Source organism: Tenacibaculum sp. TB-53 (assembly GCF_059716285.2).
Window position 1 is genome coordinate 2,278,850 of record NZ_CM202790.1, and the last position, 26,444, is coordinate 2,305,293.

The window sequence follows — 26,444 nt, forward strand, 5'->3', positions numbered from 1 at the left end:
AAAGTAATTACTTCTTAATAACATCTCCCTTGTGAGTAGATAAACTTAATTTAAGAGCGTTAACATCTCTTAATTTCTCACGAATGTCAGCTAATGTACCTACACTCGATTCTCTATCTGCTTTTATAGAAGTTGTCATAAAAGGCACTTCTGCTTCAGAAACATTATCTCTTTCAAGATAGATAAAAGAAGGAACTTCATCTGGAGTCGCTATCTTATCATTTAACTGTATTCTATTGTACCCTGTTCCATACTTTGGGTCTTTAGCTTTACCAACATAAATTGTACTCACCAAACTTTTACGCTCAAGCTTCTTTACCTCACTGGCACTTGGTAAACGAGGTGAATCTATTTGTAAATCTGTTTCTCTCATGGTAGTAGTTACCATGAAGAAGAATAATAACATGAAAACAATATCTGGTAAAGACGCCGTGGATAATGCTGGCAATCCTTTTTTCTTCTTTTTAAATTTAGACATATTCTATTGTTTTACTATTATTGAACATTTGTTGGGTCTGTATCAGAAATAATTTGAGGATAACTCGCCTTAATATCTTCAACTTTCTTTCTTAATGACTCATCTTTTCTTGCACTGTCTTTAAAAGCTTGTTCTAACTCTGTAAAGCTCATACCATATTTTTCTTGGCATAACCTGTTACGTAACTCTGTATAAGCTCTTAACAACTCATTTTGCACAGCCACATACGTACCATACTCAGTACCTCTATCACTCTCAACAGAGATTACTGCTTTTGTTGGATGATCTGACGACTCAGGGTCTTTATCACCTTTACAGTAATTACAAGTAGTTCCTGCTTCCATTCCTGGCATTGGGTTACCAATACCCCCACCATTATCAATAAATTTAATAGCAGCATCTTTTAAGTCTTTCAACTCCATTGCCTGATCTTCAACTAAAAGTTGATTGTTTCGGTTAATGCTTACTTGAAAAATATTTTTTTCTTTAATAATTGGTGGCTTTACATCAGTCTTTTCAGCTAACTTTTTAGGGATACCTGAATCAACATCCATAGTAGTTGTTACAAGGAAAAAGATAAGTAGCAAGAAGGCAATATCTGCCATCGAACCTGCATTAATTTCTGGGTTTTCTCTTCTTGCCATATTAACTTATGATTTAACTATTCCTTTTAATAAATCCCAAACAAAGAATGCACCAGCTATTGCCCCTAAGATAATACTGTATGTAATCCCTGTTCCTACCCATTTAGATGTACTTCCTTGTGCTGCTAATTCTGCTCCATCTGCTCCAATTACTTGTGCATCTGAAGATAAGAAATAAGACACTGCAAAAAGAACTGCTAATGCTAAAACACCTAATAATACCTTTTTTAATGCTGCAGGATTTTTAAACATCCCCCACATTGAAGCTGCAACTGCTGTTACTACTACTGCAATCAATAACCAATAAGAATAAGTTACTAAAGGAGAAACAGCACTTGATACTGCCTCTAAATCTTCTTTATCTATTCTTGCCACATTTAAAAATAATGCAGCACCGATAAGTGAAATTGCAGCTACTAGTAATGTTAATATTTTACTATTCATATTGATTGATTATTTTTTATACTTAGCTAATAAATCGATTAAAGAGATAGATGCATCTTCCATGTTGTTAACGATACTATCAATTTTCGAAATAATGTAGTTATAGAAAATTTGTAAAATAATCGCTACGATAAGACCAAATACTGTTGTTAATAATGCAATCTTAATACCACCTGCTACTACCGCTGGAGAGATATCGTTTGCTACAGCAATTCTATCAAATGCATCAATCATACCAATTACAGTCCCCATAAACCCTAACATCGGTGCTAATGCGATAAATAAAGATAACCAAGAAACATTTTTCTCTAATAATCCCATTTGTACTCCACCGTATCCTACTACAGCTTTTTCAGCAGCTTCTAACCCTTCATCAGCTCTTTCTAAACCTTGGTAAAAGATAGAGGCAACAGGACCCTTTGTATTTCTACATACTTCTTTAGCAGCTTCTACACCTCCTGAACTTAATGCTTCGTCAACGCTTGCTACTAATTTTTTAGTATTTGTTGTAGCCATATTTAAATAAATAATTCTTTCAATTGCAATAGCTAAACCTAAAATTAAGGCTACCAATACAATTCCCATAAACTTAGGGTCTCCTTCAATAAAACGTTGCTTTAACTCTTGGTGAAAAGTTTTCTCAGCTTCTTGAGCATAAGTTGATTGAATAGCTCCTAAAAACATAAATCCTGTAACAGTTAGGATATTTACTACTTTTTTCATTTTGTTATAATTAATTTTAAATAGTTAACGGGTTAAAAATACAAATTTTACTATGAATATCTTATTTTTTTACAAAATAAGTAATTCTTCACTTGTACTTATTACGCTTTTAATTTTACAGAGTGGCAAGTAACAAAAAAATGTTGGTACATTAAAAAAAAACTATAGTATTTCTATTAATCTACCCCTTTTTAACTCTTTTCTATAGTATTTCAAGCAGTTACATACACAAAATTAACGATTTATTTACAAACTAAACCATTTCTCCTCTAAGAGGTATTTGAAAATAATGCGTAAATTCTTCTTTTGAAAGCTTTTCTCCCAACAAATACATCATTTTAGCAATGGCTGTTTCGGTTGTAATATCCTTACCGTCAACGATGCCAATACGTTTTAATTCTGAACTTGTTTCGTAGTGCCCTAAAATTACACTTCCTCCTTTGCATTGCGTTACATTAACAATGTAAATCCCTTTATTTACTGATTCTTCTAATAAATCAACAAACCATTTTTCAGTTGGTGCATTTCCTGATCCATAGGTTTCTAAAATAATTCCTTTTAAATCTGGAATATTCATAAAACTTCTCACTACAGACTCTGTTATACCAGGGAATAACTTTAAAATAGCTACATGATTATCTAAATTCTTTCTTACTATTAATTCTTTTTGATCTCCCCGAGGTTTGAGTAATAATGGGTAATTAAAATTTAAATGCACACCACTTTCTGCTAAGGGAGGATAGTTCATAGAAGCAAATGCTTCGAATTGTTCAGCATTTATTTTTGTAGTTCTGTTTGCTCTATATAATTTATATTCAAAATATAATCCTACTTCTTGAATTACTGGTTTGCCATTTTCATAGGCTGATGCTACTTGTATAGATGTAATTAAATTTTCTTTAGCATCTGTACGTAAATCTCCAATAGGCAATTGTGATCCCGTAAAAATCACAGGCTTTTGTAAATTTTCAAACATAAAGCTTATTGTAGACGATGTATACGACATGGTGTCTGAGCCCGTCAGCACTACAAATCCGTCAAACTTGTCATAATTATCGGAGATTATATCTGCTATTTGTATATAATAATGTACACTCATGTTTGATGAATCAATTGGTTCATCAAACGATATCGTATTAATTTCGCAATTAAGCTGCTGTAATTCTGGAATTTTACTTGAGATTTGACTAAAATCAAATGCTTTTAACGCTCCCGTATTATAGTCTTTAACCATACCAATAGTTCCGCCTGTGTAAACTATTAAAATTTTAGGTTGATTTGCCATTTTGACATTTTTTTATACCGTTAATAATTTGGAATAATTTATGTTGTAAATTTAACCAACAAAAATGATACAAAATTTTAAAACTATATAGATTATGATAGGATTTTATATTCTAATTGGTATTATATCTCTTTTCAGTTGGTTAGTGAGTAATACGTTAAAAAGCAAGTTTAAAAAATACTCTCAAGTTCATTTACGAAACGGGATGAGTGGTGCTGAAATTGCACAAAAAATGCTAGCTGATCACGGTATTTACGATGTTCAGGTAATTTCTACACCAGGTATGTTAACCGATCATTACAACCCGCAAAACAAAACTGTAAACTTAAGTGAAGCTGTTTACAACCAACGAAATGCTGCCGCAGCTGCTGTTGCTGCTCACGAGGTTGGACACGCAGTACAACATGCTAGAGCATACCAATATTTACAAATGCGATCTAAACTAGTACCTATGGTAAGTATTACTTCTCGTTTTTCTCAATGGATGGTGATTGGTGGTATTGCTTTTGGTGCTGCTTCTGGTAGTACTGGTATTGGTTTTTATATTGCTCTAGCTGGTTTAGCTTTTATGGCTTTAGGTACCATTTTTAGTTTTATAACTTTGCCTGTTGAATATGATGCAAGTAATAGAGCCTTAGCTTGGTTAGAAAATAAAAACATGGTTACTCGTGAAGAACTAGCTGGGTCTAAAGACGCTTTAAAATGGGCTGCAAGAACGTATTTAGTAGCTGCTCTAGGTTCCTTAGCTATGTTATTATATTGGGCTTTACAAGTCTTAGGAAATAGGGATTAAAATTTAATGTAACAATTTGGAAATTTGATAATCTAATATAAAAACCCCGTTTTGATTTCATCAAAACGGGGTTTTTATATGTTCTTGTTTATCTATTCTAATTTCAAAAAAACTAGTCATTCAACTTCAACACTGCCATAAACGCTTGCTGTGGAATTTCTACATTTCCTACTTGACGCATACGTTTTTTACCTTTTTTCTGCTTCTCTAATAATTTACGTTTACGAGAAATATCTCCTCCATAACATTTTGCAGTTACATCTTTACGTAAAGCTTTTACAGTTTCACGAGCAATAATTTTTGCTCCAATTGCTGCTTGAATAGGAATATCAAATTGTTGTCTTGGAATCAGTTCTTTTAACTTTTCACAAATACGTTTTCCTATTGAATACGCATTACTATCGTGTAATAGAGCTGAAAGCGCATCAACTATTTGTCCATTAAGTAACATATCTACACGAACTAACTTTGACTTTTGCATTCCTATTGGATGATAATCGAACGACGCATATCCTTTAGATACTGTTTTTAATCTATCGTAAAAATCAAAAACGATTTCTGCCAACGGCATATCAAAAATTAACTCCACTCGCTCTGGAGTTAAATAAGTTTGATTTACAATTTGTCCGCGTTTTTCAATACAAAGCGACATTACTTGTCCTACAAAATCGGCCTTTGTAATGATTGAAGCTTTGATAAATGGTTCTTCTACCCTATCTAACTTTGATGGATCTGGTAAATCTGATGGGTTATTCACTATAATAACCTCATCAGGATTTTTCTTCGTAAATGCATGGTAACTTACGTTAGGAACTGTAGTAATTACCGTCATATTAAATTCACGTTCTAGACGCTCTTGAATAATTTCCATGTGTAACATTCCTAAGAATCCACATCGGAAACCAAAACCAAGTGCTGCTGAACTTTCTGGTTGAAAAACTAAGGAAGCATCATTTAATTGTAGCTTTTCCATTGAAGCACGTAGTTCCTCGTAATCTTCAGTATCTACAGGGTAAATTCCTGCGAATACCATTGGTTTTACATCTTCAAATCCTTCAATTCTATCTGTAGTTGGATTGGCAAAATCGGTAATAGTATCTCCTACTTTTACTTCCTTTGCTGCTTTAATTCCTGTAATTAAATAACCTACATCTCCAGTTTTAATTTCGTTTTTTACAACTTGACTTAGTTTTAAAGTTCCTACCTCATCGGCTCCATACTGTCTACCTGTAGCCATGAACTTTATTTGTTGATTCTTTTTAATAGAACCATCAATTACTCTAAAGTAGGTTTCAATTCCACGATACGAATTGTATACTGAATCGAAAATCAATGCTTTTAAAGGTGCATCGGGATTTCCACTCGGTGCAGGAATTTTTTCAATAATTGCCTTTAAAATATTATCTACTCCAAAACCAGTTTTTCCACTTGCGTGAATTACATCTTCTGGCTCACACCCTAATAAATCAACAATATCATCTGTTACTTCTTCAGGGTTAGCTGAAGGTAAATCTACTTTATTTAATACTGGAATAATTTCCAAATCATTCTCTAGCGCTAGGTATAAGTTAGAAATAGTTTGTGCTTGTATACTTTGTGCCGCATCTACAATTAGTAATGCTCCTTCACATGCTGCAATAGAACGAGAAACTTCATAAGAAAAATCTACGTGACCTGGAGTGTCAATTAGGTTTAATATATAATCTTCACCTTCATAAACATAGTCCATCTGAATAGCGTGTGACTTAATGGTAATTCCACGTTCACGCTCTAAATCCATGTTATCAAGTAACTGATTTTGTTTTTCACGCTCAGTAACCGACCCTGTATAGTCTAATAATCTATCTGCAAGGGTACTTTTACCATGATCAATATGTGCAATTATGCAAAAATTTCTAATGTTCTTCATTCAATGTAAAGTTTCTCAAGCCATTTCTAAACATGTAACATAAACTTTTATTAGCTCAATATCTAGAATGGATTCATTCGTCGTAATTCTAACTACTTGTAATTTGCAAAGATACTTTATTTGCAGGCTACTACAAACAAAATAAATAGCGAAAATTATACTCTTATTTAGGTAAGCATACTACCACATATACCTAATCCAATTATCAGATACAAAACAGCTAGTATATAAAATATTTTTGAGGCTGTTTTACTTTTTTTTCTAATAGATACTCCAATAACAGCTAGTAACACGGGTGGACCAAACATAATTAAACCTATAATTACGAATAAACCTGAAAGATCGCCTACTTCTAAAAATACCATATCCTTTTTCTTATATTTCTTGTCTTAACTTTTCTAAATATTCTTTTTTATCATCTCTATAAAAGAGATTCATTGTCTCAAAAGGAATAATTTTATTGTCTTTGTCTACTATATGCACGCATGATTTTTTTACCGCTCGTACATCAAAATTATAAGCATCAATAAACTGCATAATTATAACTCTAAATAAATTATCGTACCCTAACTCTGGCGCATCAATATTTGGTAAACAACACATTATTGATTTCAAATTTTCTTCAGCCACCTCAACAGAATTCCCTGTACTAAATAGCTCTATCATTTTTCCATGCAATGCTTTATCTTGCTCATAAATAATGGTATTTTTACTATTATCTAACAAGTCGTTGGGATTAATATACCTAGTTAACGGAAACACTTCTCCTCCCAATTTTAGAGCATATCCCATTACCAAAGCATCAGGATTACAAGGTACTGGAATTAAATCGTCAGCGTTGAAAACATCTGTTTGTTCCATTATTTTTCTTCTAACTTCAGTAAGCGTCATTCTATCCGTTTCTGGATTAAAGCCTTCTAACCTTCCAGCTATTTGTGTTGGTTGAAACGTAACTCCTCTCACACACTTTTGTTGCAAAGCATAATCAATTACTTTACCTATTTCGTGATCATTTAATCCTTTTTGAAGCGTAACTACTAAAGTTGTTGATAGATTTAACTTATTCAAGTTTTCAATTGCTTGTTTACGAATTTCATTCAAGTCTGCTCCCCTCAACTCTCTCAACACACTATCTTCAAAAGAATCAAACTGTAAGTAAATTTCAAAATCTGGTGTATAGGTTTTCAATCGTTCAGCAAAAGCAACGTCTTTCGCTATTTTAATCCCGTTAGTATTCAACATTAAATGTCTAATCGGAAGTGATTTTGCATAGTCTAAAATTTCCCAAAATTGTGGGTGTATCGTTGGCTCTCCTCCACTGATTTGGACTACATCAGGTTCTTTTTCATTTTTCACCACAGCATCTAACATCGCTTTTACTTCTTCTAGTGTTCGATGGCGTCCATACGTAGGTGATGAACCTGCATAACAAGTAGGGCAAGTTAAATTACATCTATCGGTAACCTCAACAACGGTTAAACATGTATGTTGTTCATGATCTGGACATAATCCGCAATCATAAGGACATCCATAATCTGTTTTTGTATTAAACGTATAGGGCATTTCACTAGGTTTGTTATAGTTTCTGATATTTTTATAATATTCAACATCATCTGCTATTAACACTTTTGAACTTCCATGTTCTCTACAACGCTTAAGCATATAAACCTTGTCGTCTTCAAATACAATTTTGGCATCTACTCTTTTTAAACATTCAGGACATAAACTCAATGTAAAATCGTAGTAGTTATATTTTCTTTCTGGCATTTTTTATTTTTAGAATTATAAATTTTGTGTAATATACATAACAAACTATACATAGTATTTGAATAGTGCTTAAACCAAAAATTAAAAAAGTATTGGGTTTTAAAAACTCTATACAAAAGCGAAAACCAAAATAAGCTAACATAAAAAACTTAAAAAGTTCTCCTGATTGTAAAATGTATTCTTTCTTTAGGTATTTTAAACTGATGAATAACCCTACTAAAAACACAAGCTCATATAATGCAACTGGGTGCCTTAATACTCCATCCCCTAAATCCATACCTAAGAAAGAAGCAGTTTCTCTTCCATAAGTAAATTCATTAATTCCAGAAAGAAAACATCCTATCCTTCCTATAAAAATTCCTACAATTATTGGGAGCACAAACAAATCACCCGACGATTTTGTTTCTCCTATTATTTTTTTCGCAATTTCAACACCTAACAAGCCACCAAACAAGCCTCCCATAATTGTTTTTGTATTCAAAATTTGAATTATGTTTTCTGTAGAAAAAGTGACTAAAGGATTTTCTAACACTCCCACCAATCGAGAACCAATTAAAGCTCCAGCTGCAGCTCCTAAAATAATTGACAACCTATTCTGAGAAGAAATATCGTCTTCTATTTTCTTACGCAAGAAAACATAATAACGAAAAGCTAAAAAAAATGCTAAATATTCTAAAACAAGATGAATATTAATCGTGTAACCGAACAAAATAGGCTCAAAAGGAAGTTTCAATAAAAAAGTTTGTGAGTTAAAAGGCGAAATATACGTAATTACTCAAAAAAAAGTAACTTTGCAGCATGGTAAAAATTGGTAACATAGAACTTCCTGATTTTCCGCTGTTATTAGCGCCAATGGAAGATGTGAGCGATCCACCGTTTAGAGCTTTATGTAAAGAAAACGGTGCTGATGTGGTGTATACTGAATTTATTTCTTCGGAAGGATTGATTCGCGATGCAGCAAAGAGTGTAATGAAGCTAGATATTTACGAAAAGGAGCGCCCCGTGGGGATTCAAATTTTTGGCGCAAATTTAGATTCTATGTTACGTTCGGTTGAGATTGTTGAAAAAACGAATCCAGATATTATTGATATCAATTTTGGTTGCCCTGTAAAAAAAGTAGTTTCTAAAGGTGCTGGGGCTGGAATTTTAAAGGATATCGATTTGATGGTAAAACTTACCGAAGCCATGGTTAAACACACTAACTTACCTATTACTGTAAAAACTCGTTTGGGTTGGGACCATGATTCTATTCGAATTGTTGAAGTTGCCGAACGTTTGCAAGATGTTGGCTGTAAAGCAATCTCTATTCATGGGCGTACGCGTGCTCAAATGTACAAAGGTAGTGCTGACTGGGCTCCAATTGCTGAAGTAAAGAACAATCCAAGAATGCATATTCCTGTGTTTGGAAATGGGGATGTTGATTCTCCTGAAAAAGCCATGGAAATGCGTGAAAAATACGGATTAGATGGTTGTATGATTGGTCGTGCTTCTATTGGATACCCTTGGTTTTTTAATGAGGTAAAACATTATTTTAAAACTGGCAAACATTTATCTAAACCAACAATTTCTGAACGTGTTGATATGGCTCGTCGTCATTTAGAAATGGCTATTGACTGGAAAGGTGAGCATTTAGGCGTTGTAGAAACAAGAAGACATTATACAAACTATTTTAAGGGAATTCCACATTTTAAAGAGCACAGAATGAAAATGGTTACTTCTGACGATCCTAAAGATGTTTTTGCAGCTTTTGACGAGGTACAAGCTAAGTTTGGAAATGCAACGATTCCTGAAATAGGGTAAATAAAAACTTATCGTTCAATAAAACTTTTTGAAATCCTTGAACTTGCAATTTTTGCTGCTAAATATCCTAAAGCTGAAATTGTAACAACCACTACCAATAAGTTTATCCACTTAAACTCTACTGGGTATGCTAGATTTTGTGTAATCATTAGTAACTCAAAACGTTGTTGTATGATTACAATGATAACACCTAAAGCAATTCCTATTGTCATTCCTACAAGTGTTAGTAAGAAACCTTGCAGTACGAATATCTTTTTTATATCGTTTATACTACTTCCTAAATTAAACAGCGTTTTTAGGTTTTGACGTTTATCGATAATCATCATGATAATTGACCCTATCACATTAAACAAAGCTATTGCAACAATTAAAGTAAAAATTAAATACGAAATGAAATTTTCAGTATTAATCACTTTATAATACAACGTATTTAACTGTGCGCGGGTTTGCACTTTTAATTCATCTCCTAAAACATTTTGTAAGTTCTTTTGGAATGTATCAAGATTTACCCCTTCTTTTAAGCGAAGTTCAACACCCGTAATTTGATTATCGTCGTATCCTAACAATTCTTGAGCAAGTGAAGTTTCAGTAAACACATATTTGTTCTGAAATTCTTCCGCACCTGTATATACTCCTACTATTTGTGTAGAAACAGATCGAAAAGCATTATTAGCATTGATAAATCCTTTTCCTGGTTTAGGCACTAAAATTTGAAGTGCTTCCCCAAAATTAAAAATACCCAGTGATAGTTTATACGATATTCCATACCCAACTACCGCCGTATTTTTATACTCTTCGTCAATCCAAGTACCTACTGTCAGCAAAGAATCAGTCGGAATAATTCTTGGATAATTAGAATCTACTCCTTTAATTTGAGCTATGTGCTCTTTGTTTTTATACTTTAAAAAAACACGTTCTTCCACTACTTTTGATGCAGCTTCTATCTCTTTGTTTTGCTGTAAAATACTATCTATTTTTTGAGAGTACAGGAAAGTCTTTCCTTTAGATGCGGTAATTTTTATATCGGGATCAGAAGCATTAAGTAATGAATCACTAAACGTTTTTAATCCTGAGAAACCAGATAATACAACAAACAAAGCCAAGGTACCAACTACAACACCAAAAACAGCTATTGCTGTGATTATATTTATTGCATTAGTACTTGTTTTAGAAAATAAGTATCTCTTAGCTATGTATAAAGGAAAGTTCAAGCATTCATAAATTTAGCTAGCCAAAGTAACAAAAATTATTAACGTTTTTGACGACGAGGCAGAACATCTGGATTTTTTATTGGGTCTACATCTTCTCCTTTTAAAGACTTATCAATATCCTCAATATAATCCAAACTATCATCTCCAAAGAACAACAATTCTGGCATTCTTCGTAATTGATTTTTTGTTCGTTGTGCTAATTCATGACGAATTAAGGGTGTATTAGATTTTACTCCTTCAATAATTTCATCTCTTTTTTCTGAAGGGAAAACACTTAAGTATACTTTTGCTACTCCCAAATCGGCAGTAACCGAAACTTTAGAAACCGATATAATCACTCCCTTCATTCCATCTTGAGCAGCACGTTGTAAAACGTCTACCAAATCCTGTTGCAACACTCCTGCTATTTTTCTCTGTCTATTTGTTTCTTCCATGCTGCAAATTTAAGCATAAAATTACGGAGTGTAAATTTTATTTTTTATGGCATACATAACCAAGCCCACTCTATTTCTTACATTTAACTTTGTAAATAGACTATCTCGATAACCATCAATTGTTTTTGGGCTTAAAAACATTTTTTCAGCAATCTCTTTGTATGTTAATTCCGAGCATGCTAGCTTCATAAAAGTTATTTCATTATCCTTAAACGCTAGGTTATTTCGTGAGTTCTTTCCTGAAACGGAATCTAACAATAACGTGGTAACATTTCTGGTATGATAAAATCCGTTGTCCATCATTTCTAACAACGCTTTCTCTAAAATTTCTTTCTTAGTATCTTTTAGCAGGTACCCTACAGCACCAGCTTTTAACATTTTTAAAATAGTGCCGTCAGCGTCCTCTACAGACAATGCCATAACATGTACTTGTGGGTAGTTATTCACTATCCACTCTGTAGTTTCAATACCGTTCATCACAGGCATATTAACATCTACTAAAACTAAATCTGGTATATTTTTAGGTGATGCCAAAAACTTTTCTTCAACTTCTTTACCATTTTTGCAAGTGTAAAGCACCTTGAATTTATCAAAAGTATTTACCATACCTTCAATAGCTTGTGATAATAACGTATGATCATCTACAACAACAACTGAGTATTTCATAATTTTTGTGGGTTATATTTCGTTATTAGTTGTTGGGGAAATACACTAAAGTTCTTTAAATATAGTAATTTATTATTAAACCTGTACCTTTTTGGGGCTCTGACATAAACTTTGTTTCCGCATTAATTAGTTTTGCTCTTGCTTTTATATTCTGCAATCCTAAGCCTTTAAATCTAGCTCTTTCCATATCAAAGCCTACTCCATTATCTTGAGCTTTTACCTCTATTGAATCTTCTTTATAACTCAAAAACACATCTAATTTAGATGCTTTAGAATGCTTTATAGTATTAGAAAAAAACTCTTGAAGGATTCTAAAAATTACTATTCCATGCTTTTGATTTATTTCTATTTCTTCTCCTATTACTCTTAAACTTGCTTCGATATAATTCAATCTATTGAATCGTTCAATCTCTAATTCTAAAGCTTTTCTTAATTTGATATTATTAATAAAATCAGGATTAATTATTTTTGACAAGGCTCTTACTTCTGTTAAACTTTTTGCTATAATTTCTGAGATTTCTCCCATATTGTCAGGAGAGGCATGTTGTAATTGTATTTTTGCTAAAGTTAGGAGTTGACCTATATTATCATGCAACTCCCAACTAATATTTCTTAAAGTCTCTTCTCTTATTTCTATCTGAGTTTCAGCAATTTCTCGTTCATAACGTTTTTTGTTTTTATCTCTTTCTTGCAACAGTTTATTTTTACGGCGTTGAAAAATTGTAAACAGTACAATTAAAAAAACAATAACAATTATTATAATTAATGTCGAAATAATTAATATCTCTCCTTCTTGTTGCTGCATAATAATCCATAAATTATAAGTAATCCCATTAAAATTGTTAAAACATCTAATACAAAAAATAATTTTCTATTTTGCATATACTCAAGAATTATAAAAAAAGGGATTGATGGAAGATAGAAAACCATAAAACCTATTGAAATCCAAAAAGACAGGGATTTTTTATAACTAAGAATTTTATCAGATAGCAGTAAATTTCTTAAAAAAAGTAAAACATAAACACCAATTACTATTGATTCTACTAACAAACAATATCTGAAAAAATCACGATTTATCCATACAATAAGCCATGATATTAAAAAAAACAGAAAAAATAACTTATGAATCTTAATTGTCTTGTTATCTGTTGCTAAATTTATGTACATCAAAGTAATTAAGCTACATTCGACTAATGTAAATACGTAATAATATATAAAATTTGATGTTCCATTTTTAACGTGATAATCTCCAATCACCTCTACAACCACTGTACTAAAACATAAGATAGTCAAAAGCATTAAAAAAATCGTGTTATACTTCTTTAACATAACTAAAGAGACAATCAGAGTAATTACTTGGATAACCAATGAGAAATAAGAAATCATAAATATTCTAAAAATTAATCGTGTGGTGGTGCTATTTTTGTCTTATTCCCTACTCCACTTTCTGAATCTTCAAGAGTTATTTCAGTACGCATCATCATAGTTTTAGTTTCATGTTTCTGTGTCTCTTTTTTCTTTCTTGAGTCATAACGCCACTCATAACCGTTATGTTCTAAGACTTCTTTTAAAGTAACTATTTTTCCTTTTTTTGACTTTAAAACATCTATAGCAACTTCAACACCATCAACAATTGCTGTTGGAGTATATAGTAAGTTTTCGTAACCTTCATATTTATCAATATGTGTGTTTTCTTTATTATAAACACCTTTAATAAAGCTAATACCCTTTAATTGAATTCCTTTTTTATTAGCTATCTTTTCTACATAGTCTAAGTAGTTCTTTAACTCTTGAAACCCAAATGTATTAACTCTAGTATCTTCAAAACCTAACTCATTAGTTAAAATTTTTAAACGTGTTTCATCATACTCTGAAAGCATCAATACGATTTCTTTATACGTGAGTAATGTTTTTGGTTTGGATGGCTCTTGTGGTTTTGGGCATATAAGCCCTAAAATACTTTGTAAAATTTTTCTCATAATTCTTAAATTTCGCTAATTTTATTATATTTCAAAAATACTTACATTTTTTTAACTAGATTAAAATATTTACTTCTACAAACAACAAATCAGACAGTTAACAACATAAATACAGGAAAAACCCCTTATACCTATAAATGTTTTAACTATTACTTTTTCATGACATAGACTCTTGTTTTTTTTTCTTTCTTTTTAAAATATATCTTATTTTTTACTCCTCAAAGCCTACAAGGAGAAAAACCTTCTTAAAAACCTAGGTTTATTACAATGTTTTTACCGTGATACTCCTCAAAACTAAACTCTAAATTTCATTCAATTTTGCCATCAGTTATTTCGAAATACTGGGCGACAACCGAAAAGCCTAATTATAAACAGAGTAGGTACACAAAATAAAAAATATGCCAAATTTAGTTCCAGAATTAAACAGTTTGGATTTCAATGTATATGTTGGAGGTCCTTTACAAGCTGCGATACAAGCACAAACAGCAGCTTCGATGGCTACTGTAAACTTTATTAAAGAAGTAGGTTTTGAAAAAAGCAATGACCCTGCCAATCCAGACTCTTTACGTTACGTTGATTTTCAGTATGAAAAATCAGTACCTAATCCTGATTATGATCCTGACAAGGCTGTTGATGCTAACAATCCAAAGTTTATAAAAAGTGAAATTGAAATCAAAGTACCATTTCTAACAATGCTTACCATTCCATCAATCCGTATTGATGAAGTAAACATTGATTTTAATGCTCGTTTAAGCTCTACTGAAACGAGCAACGTATCATCTGAGTTTGCAGCTAGTGCAGAATTAGGAATCAATTACAAAATTGTAAACTTTAAAGCTTCAGCATCTTACAAAAGAAACACATCTCAAGGTGTTAAGGTAGATAAGACATATAACCTAGGTGTAAAAGTTCGTGCTGTAAACGACGAGTTACCAGAAGGGTTAAGTAGAATCTTAAATATGTTAGAGGATAGTATTGCTGCTGTAGCTTAACATTTATAACGGGGTTGTACCGTACCAAACCGTACAACCTCTTTTTTAAAATTTTTATTATGGTAAATTTAAATGAATATTTAGGTGGAATTGCCACCAGCATTGCAGAAGCACGTTTAATGTCTGATTTGAAATCTTTAGAGATTGCTGAGAAGTTTTCACGTCATGAGCTCTTAAAACACTTTTCTATTCCTCGTTTTAAAGCACAAAATATTGAACTCACCATTCCTGTAGCCATTGGAGAATTAGAAGAGACTTATGAAGCCGATTACGAACCTATTGATAATGTTGCTTTCAATTCACAAGCCTATACAATTTTAAAAGATGCTTCAAAAATTACTTCTTTTGATAGAAAGACATCTACTATGCTTCGCTCAATAATAGCACAAAGAACAGATGAACTTGAAAAAAACATAAAAGCAACTGGTGAAGTTGACCCTGTGTTATCAAGGTTTTCACAACAATTATCTAAAGAGTTTATCTCTATTTATAGTGAAAAGGTGAGTTACGACGTATTAGCTAAAAAGCTTAATTCAGAATTAAGACCATCTATTAAAAGTAGACAAATAACACAAAAAAACACGAAAGTTATTGTAGAAGCTCATAAACTAAACGAAATCAAACCTGAAAATATAGTTCAGATTAAAATGACTTTAAATGAAGAAGGCATGGAGTGGTATACTTCAGAAAATGAAGATGGTGTAAGAGAAACCAAACTATTACCAGAATAGTTATGAGAAAATCAATTACAAAAATAACCAATCAACTCAAAACTCAATTGAACGAAATACATGAGTTAGCGAATCAAATTGAGAAAAAAAATACACAAAGCGCTAAAAATATTCGCAATTGGTTGTTAGCTACAGAAGAAGTATTGAAAGCACTTAATTTACCAGATTCATCAAAATTTGCAGTTAAAAGAGCCATGTTAAGTTCATTCATCCCAAATAGTAGAAATAAGAAAAAAGAGACTCTACAATTAGGAGCTTCAACATTAACAGAAGCTCAACAAGACTTATGGGAAGTATACACTCCCTATGCTACCATTTTAGATAATTCAACAACCTTGATAGAGCAACTTTTAGCAGTAATTTACCAAACCAAGCAGTTTAAATACGACACAAATGAAGATTTTACGCAATTCCTAGAACAAGTTTGGAGGTTTTGTTGTAATCATGAACAACTTAAAGGAATTAGCTCACAAATACTTTCAATGATAAATCAATCAGATGTACTTATTATTATGGCTGAAAAAATAGCAATAGAAAGTTTATAGATAGTTCTCTATATTTTTTACTTTTACGTTATGAACAAAATTGAACATATTGGTATCGCCGTTAAAGATTTAGAAAAATCTAACTCATTATTTGCTTCTCTTTTTGGAGAAGCACATTATAAAATTGAAGAAGTTGCTAGCGAAGGTGTAAAAACTTCATTTTTTAAATCTGGTCCTAATAAAATTGAATTATTAGAAGCTACAAAGCCTGATAGCCCTATAGCCAAGTTTATAGAAAAAAAAGGAGAAGGAATCCACCATATTGCTTTTGCAGTTGACAACATAAAAGAAGAAATTAAGCGTTTACAAGGTGAAGGTTTTACAGTTTTGAATGAGGTTCCTAAAAAAGGAGCCGATAATAAACTAGTAGCTTTTTTACATCCTAAAACTACCAATGGTGTACTTATAGAGTTATGCCAAGAGATAGAAGAATAGGAAGTATTTAAAAATTAAATATTTGTATCTTGCAACGCCTTAAAATCAGTATTTACTAATGACAACTTCTTTTGATTCTTTTCAAAAACGCCGATTACAATCTTCATACATATCAGTAGTAGTAAGTATTGCACTTGTACTTTTTATGATTGGTGTTTTAGGCTTAGTTCTTTTAAAATCAACAAAAGTTGCAAATCATTTTAAGGAAAAAGTAGTTATGACACTTTTCTTAAAAGATGAAGTTGCTGATAAAAATATTAAAAGTCTTAAAGAATCTATTAAAAAAGAAGAATTTGTTAATAAGGTGGTTTATATTTCTAAAGAAGATGCCGCCAAAGAGTATAAAAAAGATTTAGGTGAAGATTTTTTACAATTTTTGGGAGATAATCCCTTAAAAAATGGAATAGACATTTATCTAAAAGCAGATTTTGTGACTCCTGAAAAAATGAGTGAGCTTGAAAAATCTTTTGATAAAAACAAGTTTGTAGACGAAGTAAGTTACGACAAACCGTTAGTACAATTACTTACCAAAAATATTCAACGTATTAGTTTTTGGCTCTTAGTATTAAGTGGTTTTTTCGGGTTGGTTGCTATTATTTTAATAAACAGTTCTATCCGATTATCGATTTATTCAAAACGATTCAATATAAAAACCATGCAAATGGTAGGTGCTACAAAAAGCTTTATTCGTAAACCTTTTATTTGGCAAAGTATAAAACTAGGATTACTAGGAGCTTTTATAGCAATAAGTGGATTAGGTATTCTAATTTATTATGTAGATAAATACATACCTACATTAGAGCTACTAACAGATTACGTTGCATTAGGTTATGTAGCTGGTGGAGTTATATTGGTTGCATTTTTTATTACATGGATTAGTACCTTCTTTGCTACACAACGATTCTTAAATTTACAAACTAACGATTTGTATTACTAAAATATTTATGAAAAAAGACAATTCACCAAAACAAGAATTTCTATTCGGTAAACGAAATTATATCATTATGCTTATTGGTATCGCTGTAATTGCCTTAGGATTTATTTTAATGGCAGGTGGCGGTAGTGATGATCCTAATGTGTTCAATCCAGAAATATATAGTTGGCGTAGAATTCGTTTAGCTCCTACCTTAGTTATTATTGGATTAGGTATAGAAATTTATGCTATTTTTGCCAATCCTAAAAAATAAGCATGGATTTATTAGAAGCAATTATCCTTGGAATTATCCAGGGTCTTACTGAATTTTTACCTGTATCCTCTAGTGGTCATTTAGAATTAGCAAAAGCTTTATTTGGAGACACTTCTGTACCTCAAGAGAGCTTAACTTTCACCGTAGTTTTACATGCTGCAACAGCTTTAAGTACTATCGTAGTGTTTAGAAAAGAAATTGCTGAGATTTTTAGAGGTTTATTTCAGTTTCAATGGAATGAGGAAATGCAGTTTTCTGTAAAAATTGTGCTGTCTATGATTCCTGCTGTGGTAATTGGTTTAGCCTTTGAAAAAGAATTGGAAAGTTTTTTTGGAGGAAAAGTTTTATTAGTAGGTTTTATGCTTTTGGTAACTGCTGTATTACTTTTATTGGCTGATAAAGCTAAAAACACAAACAAAAGTGTTTCTTTTAAAAGCTCAGTAATTATAGGAATCTCTCAAGCTATTGCCATGTTACCTGGAATTTCACGTTCAGGAGCTACTATTTCAACATCTGTATTATTAGGTGTAGACCGAACTAAAGCTGCTCGTTTTTCTTTTTTAATGGTGGTACCTTTAATTTTAGGAAAAGTTGCTAAAGATATTTTAAGTGGAGATATTAACTTTCAAAGCTCAGAGATCGTTCCATTATCTGCTGGATTTGTTGCTGCTTTTATCTCTGGATTATTAGCGTGTACTTGGATGATAGCCTTAGTTAAAAAGAGTAAATTATCATATTTCTCATTATACTGTGCTATTGTAGGTTTAATTGCCATTGGCTATTCTTTATTTTTCTAGATGACTGCAGAAGATTACAAAAACGGACAGGTTTTACTAATTGATAAACCTTTAGAATGGACTTCCTTTCAGGTAGTGAATAAACTTCGCTGGCATATTCGTAAGCATTTTAATATCAAAAAAATTAAAGTGGGACATGCTGGAACTCTTGATCCTTTAGCTACTGGCTTGTTAATTATTTGTACTGGAAAACAAACCAAAAACATTAACAAATATCAAGGGCAAGTAAAAGAATACACAGGTACGTTTGTTGTGGGTGCTACCACTCCTAGTTATGATTTAGAAACTGAAATTAACGAAACATTCCCTACAGAGCATATAACAGAAGAGTTACTACACAAAACTACTGAGCAGTTTATTGGTAAAATTCAGCAAAAACCACCAATTTTTTCAGCTATTAAAAAAGATGGAAAGCGTTTATATGAATTAGCTCGAAAGGGTGAAACTACTGAAATTAAGGCTCGCGAAGTGGAAATCAACGAGTTTGAAATCACCAAAATTGATTTACCTAACGTAGAATTTAGAATTGTGTGCAGTAAAGGAACTTATATTCGCTCTATTGCCAACGATTATGGGGAAGCGTTAAATTCTGGAGCACATTTATCTGTATTACGAAGAACCAAAATTGGAGATTTTTCTGTTGATAACGCACAAAGTGTTGATGAGTTTATCAATAGCCTATAAAAATCTACTATACCAGCTTTCTGTAATAGGTACTTCCCAATAATTTTCTAATTCTATTTTAGTTTGCACTAAATTATCAAAAACTATTGTTTTAGCTGATACAGACTTCTTTTTAAGCAGCTTTTTAAACTCTTTGACGTCTTTGTACTGAATAAATTCTCCTTGCTTAAAACACACATTCATTTTATCTAACAACTCCACTTCATGTTCCTTTTGTAGTTGTAAAATAAATGCCACTTGTTTATCAATATCTTCATTCGTTAATACTAAACCTTCTTCAACAGAAAAAATAATGAAACGATTGTATTTTAACTCAAAAGAAGCTTTAAAATCAGTATCTTCAGGCTTCCACTCTTCTACAAAATGGTGTAATTTTTCTTTTAGCCCGTCAATTTCTTGTGGGTAAAATTTTCGACTTGATGGGTATACCCAAACTTTTGCCTCTTCTGATAAACTACTGAATTCTACAAACATATTTATTCATTATGAGCGCAAAGATACAGAAAACAATTCCCCTTTTTGATGAAAAACAAAAAGGGGAATTTCTAGCTTGATTATACACTTTATTACTGAAGCATTGATATAAGATCTTCTTGTGTATTTTCTCCTTTATTTTTATTGTACCAAACTTGTAAATCTGTTTTAAAATCAGCATCTAAACTACCATGTTTTTCTTTATAATCAACAACCATTTTTGTTGCTTCGGTAGGTCTTGGTCCCCAAGTATTGATTACTTCGTTCTCTTTATTTAAAGCAATCAATTTAGGAATTGATCTTCCTCCATTTGTTAAAAATTCGTCCATCAATTCTAAGTTTTCATCTCGTAAAACTAGTTTTAAATTAATGTTTGGATTTTCTTCTGCTATTTTATTTATTACCGGTAGGTTTTGCGCTGCATCACCACACCATCCTTCTGTTAACACTAACCAAGTTTGCGGCTCTTTTACATCTTTAATTTTAGCAAGTGTTTCTTCAGTTAATTTTACCGTTTTGTCTAAACGCTTCATACGTTTATCATTTAACTTACTATAGTTTAATAAATCATCTGATTGATTAGGTCCTGTAGATTTTCCTTGTGCTATTAAGTCACTTACTAAATCTCTATATTCACTATAAGAGAATGCCTTTTCTAAGCTATTTTGAATAATTTTTTTCATCGTAAATGTATTGTTATTACAAAAGTATTTTATCTATAATAAATCTTAGGTAACCTAAGTTACAATTCATTATAAAACTTGAATAACATAGACGAAAACATAAATACAACCTTACACTTTTGCTGATTCTTCAGTCTTAGCTTGTAAATTGGTAATAATATCTTTAGTCATAGAAGCTAAGTCAAACTGATGTCTCCATCCCCAATCTTTTCTTGCTGCTGAATCATCAATTACTTGAGGCCAACTATCAGCAATGGCTTGTCTAAAGTCTGGATTATAGGTGATGGTAAACTCTGGAATGTATTTTTTAATTTCTGCAGCTATTTCAGCTGGTGTAAAACTAATTGCTGCTAAGTTGTATGAAGTTCTTGTTTTAATATTTTCTTCATCTGCTTGCATTAACTGGATAGTTGCATTGATAGCATCCTCCATGTACATCATTGGTAAACGTGTATTTTCTGACAAAAAGCACTCAAAAGTTCCTTTTTTCAATGCATCAAAGTAAATATCAACAGCATAATCAGTCGTTCCTCCACCTGGTAACGTTTTCCAGCTTATAATTCCTGGATAACGAATGCTTCGTACATCTACCCCATATTTATCATGGTAATAATTACACCAATGCTCTCCTGCTACTTTACTTATTCCATAAACCGTAGAAGGTTCCATAATGGTTTGCTGTGGCGTATTCATTTTTGGTGATGTTGGTCCAAAAGCAGCCATTGAACTAGGCCAGTATATTTTTTGAATATATTTTTCTCTTGCTAACTCTAACACCGCTAATAAGGAAGTCATGTTTAAATCCCAACCTTTTAATGGGTACTTTTCAGCAGTTGCTGATAACATTGCAGCCATTAAGTATACTTGAGTTACTTTATGTTTTTGAACAACACTTAAAATTTGCTCTTGATTAGTAGCATCGATGATTTCAAAAGGCCCTGAGCTCATCATTTCTGCATTTCCTTCTCTAATATCGGAAGCTATTACATTATCTGCTCCATAAATAGCACGTAATTTTTGGGTTAATTCTGTTCCTATTTGCCCGCAAGCTCCTAAAATTAATATCGTTTCACTCATTTTAAATTATTCAAAAATAGATGTTTGCAAAGTTATTAAATTTAAGATTTCGCAAAAAGCATTTACTCTTTTTTAACTATCTACAAAAGGGATAGCTAATTTACTGATTTCAAACTTCTAATTTAATTCTGTAAAGAATACCAAGTAAAATATGTACTTTTATCGCTTAATTATTTTATTAAAATGAGTCGTTTTTTATTTGTTATTACTTCATTATTAATTTCAGTTACTTCTTGTAAAAAAAAGAATGAGCAAAAAGAAGAGTTACCTACCAAAACTGAAATGAACATTTCGATTGAGCATACTGATTACTCTAAAATAAATGAAAAGTACGTTGACGAAATTAAGCCTTGGAAAGAATATTTTATTGTTGAAGATTTTTTGCAAGAGTTGAAAAACACAACTCCCACTGAAGCTTTAAACAATGCTTTAGAGTTAAAAACACTTACAAAACAACTAAAGGACAGTTTAAATATAGAAACTCTAAAAACACCTGCCTTTAAAGCTCGTATTAATGTTTTTGAAAATGAAACTTTACGTTTAGCAGATATGACCTTTATTCCATCAATTTCTGCCAATCAGGTTAACAGTCAGGTTGAAAAAATTATGATGCTTTTTAGCAGTGTTAACGATAAGATTAATACAGTTTACACTAAGAAAAAGTTTGATAGTGAAATAAATCTTGATAGTCTATTTAAGAATCAATAGTTTTTAAGGCTTCGTATATTAAACTACTTTCAAACCCTCTGTATAAAAGGTAGTCAACAATTTTCTTTTTTCTTTTGAAATGATTTGTTTCAGAAACTGATACATTCTTTTTTTCGACCAAATTATACAAGGTTTTGATATATTCCTCTTCGTCGATTTCTTTCAGAGCTGATTTAATATTATAAGTAGAAATATCTCTAAACTTCAATTCTCTAACTATTCGATCTTTCCCCCATTTTTTTATTCTAAATTTCCCTCTTGCAAAGCTTTTTGCAAAGCGTTCTTCATTTAAAAAATTATGCTCTAGCAAGTGTAATAAAATATGTTCTCTTGCTTCTGGAATTAACTTGTACTCTTTTAATTTCTGTTCTACTTCTTTATGACATCGGTCTTGATACACACAATACTGCTCAATCTTTCTTTTTATTTCTTCAACTGTAAAAACGGATTTATTCATAGCACGAAAATATAAAAAAGGGTTAAAAGCAACTCACTTTTAACCCTTTTTACAGTTAACAAAAAATCAATTATAAAACGCTACGTAACCACATTTTAAACTTAGTGATTAAGTAGAATAATATCGGTACAACAATTAATGTTAAGAAGGTTGCTATGAATAATCCATAAATAACTGTCCACGCTAATGGACCCCAGAAAATCACATTATCTCCTCCAACATATATATGCGGATTTAATTCACTAGCTAAAGTAAAGAAATTAATATTCAACCCTGTTGCTAATGGAATTAGTCCTAAAATAGTTGTTATTGCTGTTAATAATACTGGGCGTAAACGTGCTTTACCTCCCCTAATAACAGCTTCCCCTAAAGTATCTACATCTACAAATTCATCAGAAGATAAACCATGCTCTACTTTTTTTCTATCTATTAGTAATTGAGTATAGTCGAGCAGTACTACCCCGTTGTTTACAACAATACCCGCTAAAGATATAATTCCCATCATGGTCATCATAATTACAAACGGCTTAGCTGTTATAATTAATCCTCCAAATACACCTATTAAACTTAAGAAGATTGCTAGCATGATGATTGCTGGCTTAGAAACTGAGTTAAACTGGAAAATTAAAATCAAGAAAATTAATCCTAGCCCTCCAAAAAAAGCTTTCAACAAAAAAGCCATTTGTTTTTCTTGTTCTTCTATTTGCCCAGTATAATCTACTTTTACTGAATCAGGTTGTTCAGTAAACGTCTTCATTTCATTTCGGATTTGTGATACAATTGCAGCTGCATCTGTATATCCTGGAGCTAAAGCTGAATATACTGTTACTACTCTTTTTACATCTTTATGTTTAATAGCGCTAAACCCAGAAGTATTTGTTTGTTCTGCTACTGCAGATACAGGAATTTCTTTAATCATCCCTGAAGACATGTCTCTAAAAGTAATTTTTTGGTTAAAAATTGCACTTTTATTATACCTGTTTTCTTTATTAAAACGAACGTAGATATCAAAATCATCACCATCTTCTTTATAAATTCCCGCTTTAGAACCAAAAATAGCATTACGCAATTGGTTTCCTACTTGCGATGAACTTACCCCTAATTCTCCTGCCTTTTTACGATCAACGTTTACTAACATTGATGGTTTAGATTTGTTTACATCAATCTTTAACTCATCAATACCTGCAATACTTTTTGAGTTGATAAAGTCTCGCATTTTTTCAGCAGTGTTGATTAATTCTGCGTAATCTTCTCCTTCCAATTCGATATTAATAGGATATCCTGCTGGTGGACCTACTGCTTCTTTTTCTACAGAAATTTCTAATCCAGGGTAAATTCCTCTTAGTGCTTCGGTTACTTTTCTTTGTAATTCTTTACTATCGGCTCCTCTACGGAATTTATATTCACGCATAGAAGCCGTAATTTTTCCTCTATGAGGCATTTCTGCGGTTGAACCTCCATCAGTTTGTGGATTTCCCGATCCCGCTCCTACCTGAGAAACAGCACTTTCTACTAAGAAATTATAACCATTATCAACATATTCTGGTGAGTTTAAAACTTTATATACACGCTCTTCCAAATCTTTCATAATCAGATTTGTCTTTTCAATGTCAGTTCCTTGAGGGTACTCGATATACACAATAATCTGGTTTGGTGTATTATCAGGGAAAAACTCAACTTTAGTACGTTGACTTCCTATTGAAGCTCCAAAACCTCCAAAAGCAATAAATAATAAAACTAACGTACCTAACGAAATAATGTAAGGCCTCCAACCTCTTAGAGCTCCTCTTAACATTTTTTCATAAAAACGTTCCCAACGCGGTAACACCGTATTTTGAAAACGATTTGCCCAAGGGCGTAGAGCTAATCGATACACCCACAACATAATGGCTGTAAATATCATTACCGTTCCTAACGCCCTATACGTTCCTCCTAAAAGTGCTATCAATAGCCCTATCACTGCCATTACTGATGACAAGATTATGATACGTCTTAATGGCATATTTTTATCTTCAACACTCATAAATTGTGATACTAACACTGAGTTAAAAAATATTGCCACAAATAATGACGAACCTAATACTACAGATAATGTTACAGGGAAATAAATCATAAACTGCCCCATAGTTCCTGGCCACATTCCTAATGGAACAAAGGCTGCCACTGTAGTTAAGGTTGAGATAATAATTGGAAAAGCAATTTCACCAATACCTTTCTTAGCTGCCTCAATTCTAGGCATGCCTTCATCCATTAAACGGTATACGTTTTCAACAACAACAATTCCGTTATCTACTAACATTCCAAGTCCCATAATTAATCCAAAAAGAATCATGGTATTCATGGTATATCCCAGCCAACTCAATATCATTAATGACATAAACATTGACATTGGTATTGCAAATCCAACAAATAGGGCATTTTTGAACCCTAAGAAGAACATTAATACTAAAACTACTAGGATAACCCCAAAGATGATATTATTTACCAAATCATCTACCTGACCAATAGTTTTTGAAGATTGATCATTAGCGATAGTTACTTTTAAATTACTCGGAAATACATTGGCTTTGGTATCTTCTACTATTCTTTGAATTTTCTCAGCAGCCTCCACCATGTTTTTTCCTGAACGTTTTTTAACATCCAGCATCACTACTGCTTCTCCAAACTCACGTGCATAGGTAGTTTTATCTTTATCTTTAAAAGAAACTTTTGCTATGTCTTTAAGGTAAATTGAGTTTCCTTTTTCTGATTTTACGACAAAGTCTTGTAATTCTTGTGGATCTTCAATCTCTCCTAAAATTCTAACAGTACGTCGCTGTCCACTAGCAATTAAATTACCGGCCGACATTGTTAAGTTACCTCCGTTTATCGAATTGATAACATCTTGGAAACTTACTTGTGCTGCCATCATTTTGTAAATATCAACAGCTACCTCAACTTCTTTTTCTTCTGCACCACGGATATCTACTTTTTTAATCTCTTGTAAATCTTCAATTTCATCTTCTAAATACTCACCAAATTCTTTTAATTTATCTACTGGATAATCTCCCGATATATTAATGTTTAAAATTGGCATTTCTTCAGAGATACTTAGCTCAAAAACATTTGGCTCTACTTTAGCTCCGTTAAATGTAGGCCAATCTTCACCTGAAGTTTCTTGATCTATTTCATCTTTTACCTTTTGTTTAGCTTGATCTACTGATATGTTTTCATCAAACTCAACAATTACCATTGAGTAATCTTCCTGCGATGTAGATGTAATTTCTACTACATTACTTACCGTTTTAAGTCTATCTTCTAACGGATCAGTTATCAACTTCTCAATGTCTTCTGCTGTATTTCCTGGATAGAGAGAACTTATATAAATTTTGGTTTCTCTAATTTCTGGGAAATTTTCTCTTGGCATACTTAAAAAGGCAGAAATACCTGTTATAAGTATCATAACCATCATTACATAGATAGTTGTTTTATTATTTATTGCCCAAGAAGATAAACCAAACTCTTTATCTACTTGCTTTTTTTGTTTTTTATCAGTCATTAG

29 protein-coding genes are annotated in these 26,444 nt (G+C 31.9%); 11 read left to right on the forward strand and 18 right to left on the reverse strand.

The features are described 5' to 3' along the window. Positions 1–7: 7 nt before the first annotated feature. The 5 genes from AC3VJB_RS10445 to AC3VJB_RS10465 form a co-directional block, all read right to left on the reverse strand. Positions 8–478 (reverse strand): ExbD/TolR family protein, encoded by a 471-nt coding sequence (locus AC3VJB_RS10445; RefSeq protein ID WP_047789990.1) that lies wholly within the window; start codon positions 476–478, stop codon positions 8–10. Positions 479–495: 17 nt separating this feature from the next. Continuing rightward, entirely contained in the window at positions 496–1,122 is a 627-nt protein-coding gene (locus AC3VJB_RS10450) for an ExbD/TolR family protein (RefSeq protein ID WP_047789989.1), read from the reverse strand. Between the two features lie 6 nt (positions 1,123–1,128). Then, on the reverse strand, positions 1,129–1,566 hold the full coding sequence (locus tag AC3VJB_RS10455; protein ID WP_047789988.1) for a hypothetical protein: 438 nt from the start codon (positions 1,564–1,566) through the stop codon (positions 1,129–1,131). A gap of 9 nt (positions 1,567–1,575) precedes the next feature. Then, entirely contained in the window at positions 1,576–2,289 is a 714-nt protein-coding gene (locus tag AC3VJB_RS10460) for a MotA/TolQ/ExbB proton channel family protein (RefSeq protein WP_047789987.1), read from the reverse strand. Positions 2,290–2,542: 253 nt separating this feature from the next. Continuing rightward, positions 2,543–3,574, reverse strand: coding sequence for an asparaginase (locus AC3VJB_RS10465; protein ID WP_173358864.1), 1,032 nt, complete (start codon positions 3,572–3,574; stop codon positions 2,543–2,545). A gap of 94 nt (positions 3,575–3,668) precedes the next feature. On the opposite strand from AC3VJB_RS10465, the gene AC3VJB_RS10470 reads away from it, so the two are divergent. Continuing rightward, positions 3,669–4,367, forward strand: a complete 699-nt coding sequence (locus AC3VJB_RS10470; protein WP_497667117.1) for a zinc metallopeptidase — start codon at positions 3,669–3,671, stop codon at positions 4,365–4,367. A gap of 112 nt (positions 4,368–4,479) precedes the next feature. On the opposite strand, the gene lepA is transcribed toward AC3VJB_RS10470, so the two are convergent. The 3 genes from lepA to AC3VJB_RS10485 form a co-directional block, all read right to left on the reverse strand. Continuing rightward, positions 4,480–6,276 carry a translation elongation factor 4 gene (lepA, locus tag AC3VJB_RS10475; protein ID WP_047789984.1) on the reverse strand — a complete coding sequence of 599 codons (1,797 nt, stop codon included), beginning with the start codon at positions 6,274–6,276 and terminating at the stop codon, positions 4,480–4,482. Positions 6,277–6,651: 375 nt separating this feature from the next. Then, positions 6,652–8,043 (reverse strand): radical SAM protein, encoded by a 1,392-nt coding sequence (locus AC3VJB_RS10480; RefSeq protein ID WP_497667118.1) that lies wholly within the window; start codon positions 8,041–8,043, stop codon positions 6,652–6,654. Next, on the reverse strand, positions 8,024–8,776 hold the full coding sequence (locus AC3VJB_RS10485; RefSeq protein ID WP_497667119.1) for a prolipoprotein diacylglyceryl transferase: 753 nt from the start codon (positions 8,774–8,776) through the stop codon (positions 8,024–8,026). Before AC3VJB_RS10485 ends, AC3VJB_RS10480 begins: the two co-directional genes overlap by 20 nt. 65 nt (positions 8,777–8,841) lie before the next feature. Between AC3VJB_RS10485 and dusB the strand changes: the two genes are divergently transcribed. Beyond that, positions 8,842–9,843, forward strand: coding sequence for a tRNA dihydrouridine synthase DusB (gene dusB, locus AC3VJB_RS10490; protein ID WP_497667120.1), 1,002 nt, complete (start codon positions 8,842–8,844; stop codon positions 9,841–9,843). An 8-nt stretch (positions 9,844–9,851) separates the two neighbouring features. Here the strand turns inward: dusB and AC3VJB_RS10495 are convergent, their stop codons facing one another. The 5 genes from AC3VJB_RS10495 to AC3VJB_RS10515 all read right to left on the reverse strand — a co-directional run bounded on the left by AC3VJB_RS10495 (position 9,852) and on the right by AC3VJB_RS10515 (position 14,133). Continuing rightward, positions 9,852–11,054, reverse strand: coding sequence for an ABC transporter permease (locus AC3VJB_RS10495; protein WP_497667121.1), 1,203 nt, complete (start codon positions 11,052–11,054; stop codon positions 9,852–9,854). A 38-nt stretch (positions 11,055–11,092) separates the two neighbouring features. Then, positions 11,093–11,488 carry a 30S ribosome-binding factor RbfA gene (gene rbfA, locus AC3VJB_RS10500; RefSeq protein ID WP_047789979.1) on the reverse strand — a complete coding sequence of 132 codons (396 nt, stop codon included), beginning with the start codon at positions 11,486–11,488 and terminating at the stop codon, positions 11,093–11,095. A 21-nt stretch (positions 11,489–11,509) separates the two neighbouring features. Continuing rightward, on the reverse strand, positions 11,510–12,157 hold the full coding sequence (locus AC3VJB_RS10505) for a response regulator transcription factor (protein ID WP_082118668.1): 648 nt from the start codon (positions 12,155–12,157) through the stop codon (positions 11,510–11,512). Positions 12,158–12,209: 52 nt separating this feature from the next. Next, positions 12,210–12,959: a sensor histidine kinase gene (locus AC3VJB_RS10510; protein ID WP_159509440.1), complete on the reverse strand. Its 750-nt coding sequence runs from the start codon at positions 12,957–12,959 to the stop codon at positions 12,210–12,212. A 595-nt stretch (positions 12,960–13,554) separates the two neighbouring features. Further along, on the reverse strand, positions 13,555–14,133 hold the full coding sequence (locus AC3VJB_RS10515; protein WP_047789975.1) for a hypothetical protein: 579 nt from the start codon (positions 14,131–14,133) through the stop codon (positions 13,555–13,557). A gap of 398 nt (positions 14,134–14,531) precedes the next feature. Here AC3VJB_RS10515 and AC3VJB_RS10520 point away from each other — a divergent pair, with 398 nt between their 5' ends. Genes AC3VJB_RS10520 through truB form a run of 8 tightly spaced genes read left to right on the forward strand, consistent with a single transcriptional unit; the run spans position 14,532 to position 19,504 of the window. Further along, positions 14,532–15,125, forward strand: coding sequence for a DUF2589 domain-containing protein (locus tag AC3VJB_RS10520; RefSeq protein ID WP_047789974.1), 594 nt, complete (start codon positions 14,532–14,534; stop codon positions 15,123–15,125). 59 nt (positions 15,126–15,184) lie between these two features. Beyond that, entirely contained in the window at positions 15,185–15,856 is a 672-nt protein-coding gene (locus AC3VJB_RS10525; RefSeq protein WP_281980025.1) for a hypothetical protein, read from the forward strand. 2 nt (positions 15,857–15,858) lie between these two features. Then, positions 15,859–16,401 (forward strand): hypothetical protein, encoded by a 543-nt coding sequence (locus tag AC3VJB_RS10530; RefSeq protein WP_073182101.1) that lies wholly within the window; start codon positions 15,859–15,861, stop codon positions 16,399–16,401. A gap of 30 nt (positions 16,402–16,431) precedes the next feature. Next, positions 16,432–16,836, forward strand: a complete 405-nt coding sequence (mce, locus tag AC3VJB_RS10535; protein ID WP_073182103.1) for a methylmalonyl-CoA epimerase — start codon at positions 16,432–16,434, stop codon at positions 16,834–16,836. 58 nt (positions 16,837–16,894) lie between these two features. Further along, positions 16,895–17,773, forward strand: coding sequence for a cell division protein FtsX (locus AC3VJB_RS10540; protein WP_073182105.1), 879 nt, complete (start codon positions 16,895–16,897; stop codon positions 17,771–17,773). A 7-nt stretch (positions 17,774–17,780) separates the two neighbouring features. After that, positions 17,781–18,023 (forward strand): DUF3098 domain-containing protein, encoded by a 243-nt coding sequence (locus AC3VJB_RS10545; RefSeq protein ID WP_047789969.1) that lies wholly within the window; start codon positions 17,781–17,783, stop codon positions 18,021–18,023. Positions 18,024–18,025: 2 nt separating this feature from the next. Next, the gene (locus AC3VJB_RS10550) at positions 18,026–18,820 is read left to right on the forward strand and encodes an undecaprenyl-diphosphate phosphatase (protein WP_073182106.1); all 795 of its coding nucleotides are present in this window, start codon (positions 18,026–18,028) and stop codon (positions 18,818–18,820) included. Then, positions 18,821–19,504, forward strand: coding sequence for a tRNA pseudouridine(55) synthase TruB (gene truB / locus AC3VJB_RS10555; RefSeq protein ID WP_073182108.1), 684 nt, complete (start codon positions 18,821–18,823; stop codon positions 19,502–19,504). Here truB and AC3VJB_RS10560 read toward each other — a convergent pair. From AC3VJB_RS10560 to AC3VJB_RS10570, 3 genes are all read right to left on the reverse strand, one after another. Further along, positions 19,499–19,978, reverse strand: coding sequence for an ABC transporter ATPase (locus AC3VJB_RS10560; RefSeq protein WP_073182110.1), 480 nt, complete (start codon positions 19,976–19,978; stop codon positions 19,499–19,501). The genes truB and AC3VJB_RS10560 overlap by 6 nt on opposite strands. A gap of 92 nt (positions 19,979–20,070) precedes the next feature. Then, on the reverse strand, positions 20,071–20,661 hold the full coding sequence (locus tag AC3VJB_RS10565) for a thioredoxin family protein (RefSeq protein WP_047789965.1): 591 nt from the start codon (positions 20,659–20,661) through the stop codon (positions 20,071–20,073). A 111-nt stretch (positions 20,662–20,772) separates the two neighbouring features. Further along, positions 20,773–21,738 (reverse strand): NAD-dependent epimerase/dehydratase family protein, encoded by a 966-nt coding sequence (locus AC3VJB_RS10570; RefSeq protein WP_497667122.1) that lies wholly within the window; start codon positions 21,736–21,738, stop codon positions 20,773–20,775. Positions 21,739–21,921: 183 nt separating this feature from the next. Here AC3VJB_RS10570 and AC3VJB_RS10575 point away from each other — a divergent pair, with 183 nt between their 5' ends. Next, positions 21,922–22,446, forward strand: a complete 525-nt coding sequence (locus AC3VJB_RS10575) for a hypothetical protein (protein ID WP_497667123.1) — start codon at positions 21,922–21,924, stop codon at positions 22,444–22,446. Here the strand turns inward: AC3VJB_RS10575 and AC3VJB_RS10580 are convergent. Both AC3VJB_RS10580 and AC3VJB_RS10585 read right to left on the reverse strand, forming a co-directional pair. Further along, entirely contained in the window at positions 22,433–22,903 is a 471-nt protein-coding gene (locus tag AC3VJB_RS10580; RefSeq protein WP_047789963.1) for a regulatory protein RecX, read from the reverse strand. The two genes, AC3VJB_RS10575 and AC3VJB_RS10580, sit on opposite strands and share 14 nt — an antisense overlap. A 70-nt stretch (positions 22,904–22,973) precedes the next feature. Then, positions 22,974–26,441, reverse strand: a complete 3,468-nt coding sequence (locus AC3VJB_RS10585; RefSeq protein WP_047789962.1) for an efflux RND transporter permease subunit — start codon at positions 26,439–26,441, stop codon at positions 22,974–22,976. Positions 26,442–26,444 lie beyond the last annotated feature (3 nt).

What these genes read in the sequence shown, in the direction of transcription:
- AC3VJB_RS10550 (WP_073182106.1), top strand. Translation starts at nt 18,026, where the DNA reads ATGGATTTATTAGAAGCAATTATCCTTGGAATTATCCAGGGTCTTACT.
- AC3VJB_RS10465 (WP_173358864.1), bottom strand. Translation starts at nt 3,574, where the DNA reads ATGGCAAATCAACCTAAAATTTTAATAGTTTACACAGGCGGAACTATT.
- mce (WP_073182103.1), top strand. Translation starts at nt 16,432, where the DNA reads ATGAACAAAATTGAACATATTGGTATCGCCGTTAAAGATTTAGAAAAA.
- truB (WP_073182108.1), top strand. Translation starts at nt 18,821, where the DNA reads ATGACTGCAGAAGATTACAAAAACGGACAGGTTTTACTAATTGATAAA.
- AC3VJB_RS10530 (WP_073182101.1), top strand. Translation starts at nt 15,859, where the DNA reads ATGAGAAAATCAATTACAAAAATAACCAATCAACTCAAAACTCAATTG.
- AC3VJB_RS10580 (WP_047789963.1), bottom strand. Translation starts at nt 22,903, where the DNA reads ATGAATAAATCCGTTTTTACAGTTGAAGAAATAAAAAGAAAGATTGAG.
- AC3VJB_RS10445 (WP_047789990.1), bottom strand. Translation starts at nt 478, where the DNA reads ATGTCTAAATTTAAAAAGAAGAAAAAAGGATTGCCAGCATTATCCACG.
- AC3VJB_RS10525 (WP_281980025.1), top strand. Translation starts at nt 15,185, where the DNA reads ATGGTAAATTTAAATGAATATTTAGGTGGAATTGCCACCAGCATTGCA.
- AC3VJB_RS10450 (WP_047789989.1), bottom strand. Translation starts at nt 1,122, where the DNA reads ATGGCAAGAAGAGAAAACCCAGAAATTAATGCAGGTTCGATGGCAGAT.
- AC3VJB_RS10470 (WP_497667117.1), top strand. Translation starts at nt 3,669, where the DNA reads ATGATAGGATTTTATATTCTAATTGGTATTATATCTCTTTTCAGTTGG.
- AC3VJB_RS10460 (WP_047789987.1), bottom strand. Translation starts at nt 2,289, where the DNA reads ATGAAAAAAGTAGTAAATATCCTAACTGTTACAGGATTTATGTTTTTA.
- rbfA (WP_047789979.1), bottom strand. Translation starts at nt 11,488, where the DNA reads ATGGAAGAAACAAATAGACAGAGAAAAATAGCAGGAGTGTTGCAACAG.
- AC3VJB_RS10560 (WP_073182110.1), bottom strand. Translation starts at nt 19,978, where the DNA reads ATGTTTGTAGAATTCAGTAGTTTATCAGAAGAGGCAAAAGTTTGGGTA.
- AC3VJB_RS10520 (WP_047789974.1), top strand. Translation starts at nt 14,532, where the DNA reads ATGCCAAATTTAGTTCCAGAATTAAACAGTTTGGATTTCAATGTATAT.
- AC3VJB_RS10540 (WP_073182105.1), top strand. Translation starts at nt 16,895, where the DNA reads ATGACAACTTCTTTTGATTCTTTTCAAAAACGCCGATTACAATCTTCA.
- AC3VJB_RS10455 (WP_047789988.1), bottom strand. Translation starts at nt 1,566, where the DNA reads ATGAATAGTAAAATATTAACATTACTAGTAGCTGCAATTTCACTTATC.
- dusB (WP_497667120.1), top strand. Translation starts at nt 8,842, where the DNA reads ATGGTAAAAATTGGTAACATAGAACTTCCTGATTTTCCGCTGTTATTA.
- AC3VJB_RS10575 (WP_497667123.1), top strand. Translation starts at nt 21,922, where the DNA reads ATGAGTCGTTTTTTATTTGTTATTACTTCATTATTAATTTCAGTTACT.
- AC3VJB_RS10585 (WP_047789962.1), bottom strand. Translation starts at nt 26,441, where the DNA reads ATGACTGATAAAAAACAAAAAAAGCAAGTAGATAAAGAGTTTGGTTTA.
- AC3VJB_RS10515 (WP_047789975.1), bottom strand. Translation starts at nt 14,133, where the DNA reads ATGAGAAAAATTTTACAAAGTATTTTAGGGCTTATATGCCCAAAACCA.
- AC3VJB_RS10510 (WP_159509440.1), bottom strand. Translation starts at nt 12,959, where the DNA reads ATGCAGCAACAAGAAGGAGAGATATTAATTATTTCGACATTAATTATA.
- AC3VJB_RS10480 (WP_497667118.1), bottom strand. Translation starts at nt 8,043, where the DNA reads ATGCCAGAAAGAAAATATAACTACTACGATTTTACATTGAGTTTATGT.
- AC3VJB_RS10545 (WP_047789969.1), top strand. Translation starts at nt 17,781, where the DNA reads ATGAAAAAAGACAATTCACCAAAACAAGAATTTCTATTCGGTAAACGA.
- AC3VJB_RS10565 (WP_047789965.1), bottom strand. Translation starts at nt 20,661, where the DNA reads ATGAAAAAAATTATTCAAAATAGCTTAGAAAAGGCATTCTCTTATAGT.
- lepA (WP_047789984.1), bottom strand. Translation starts at nt 6,276, where the DNA reads ATGAAGAACATTAGAAATTTTTGCATAATTGCACATATTGATCATGGT.
- AC3VJB_RS10570 (WP_497667122.1), bottom strand. Translation starts at nt 21,738, where the DNA reads ATGAGTGAAACGATATTAATTTTAGGAGCTTGCGGGCAAATAGGAACA.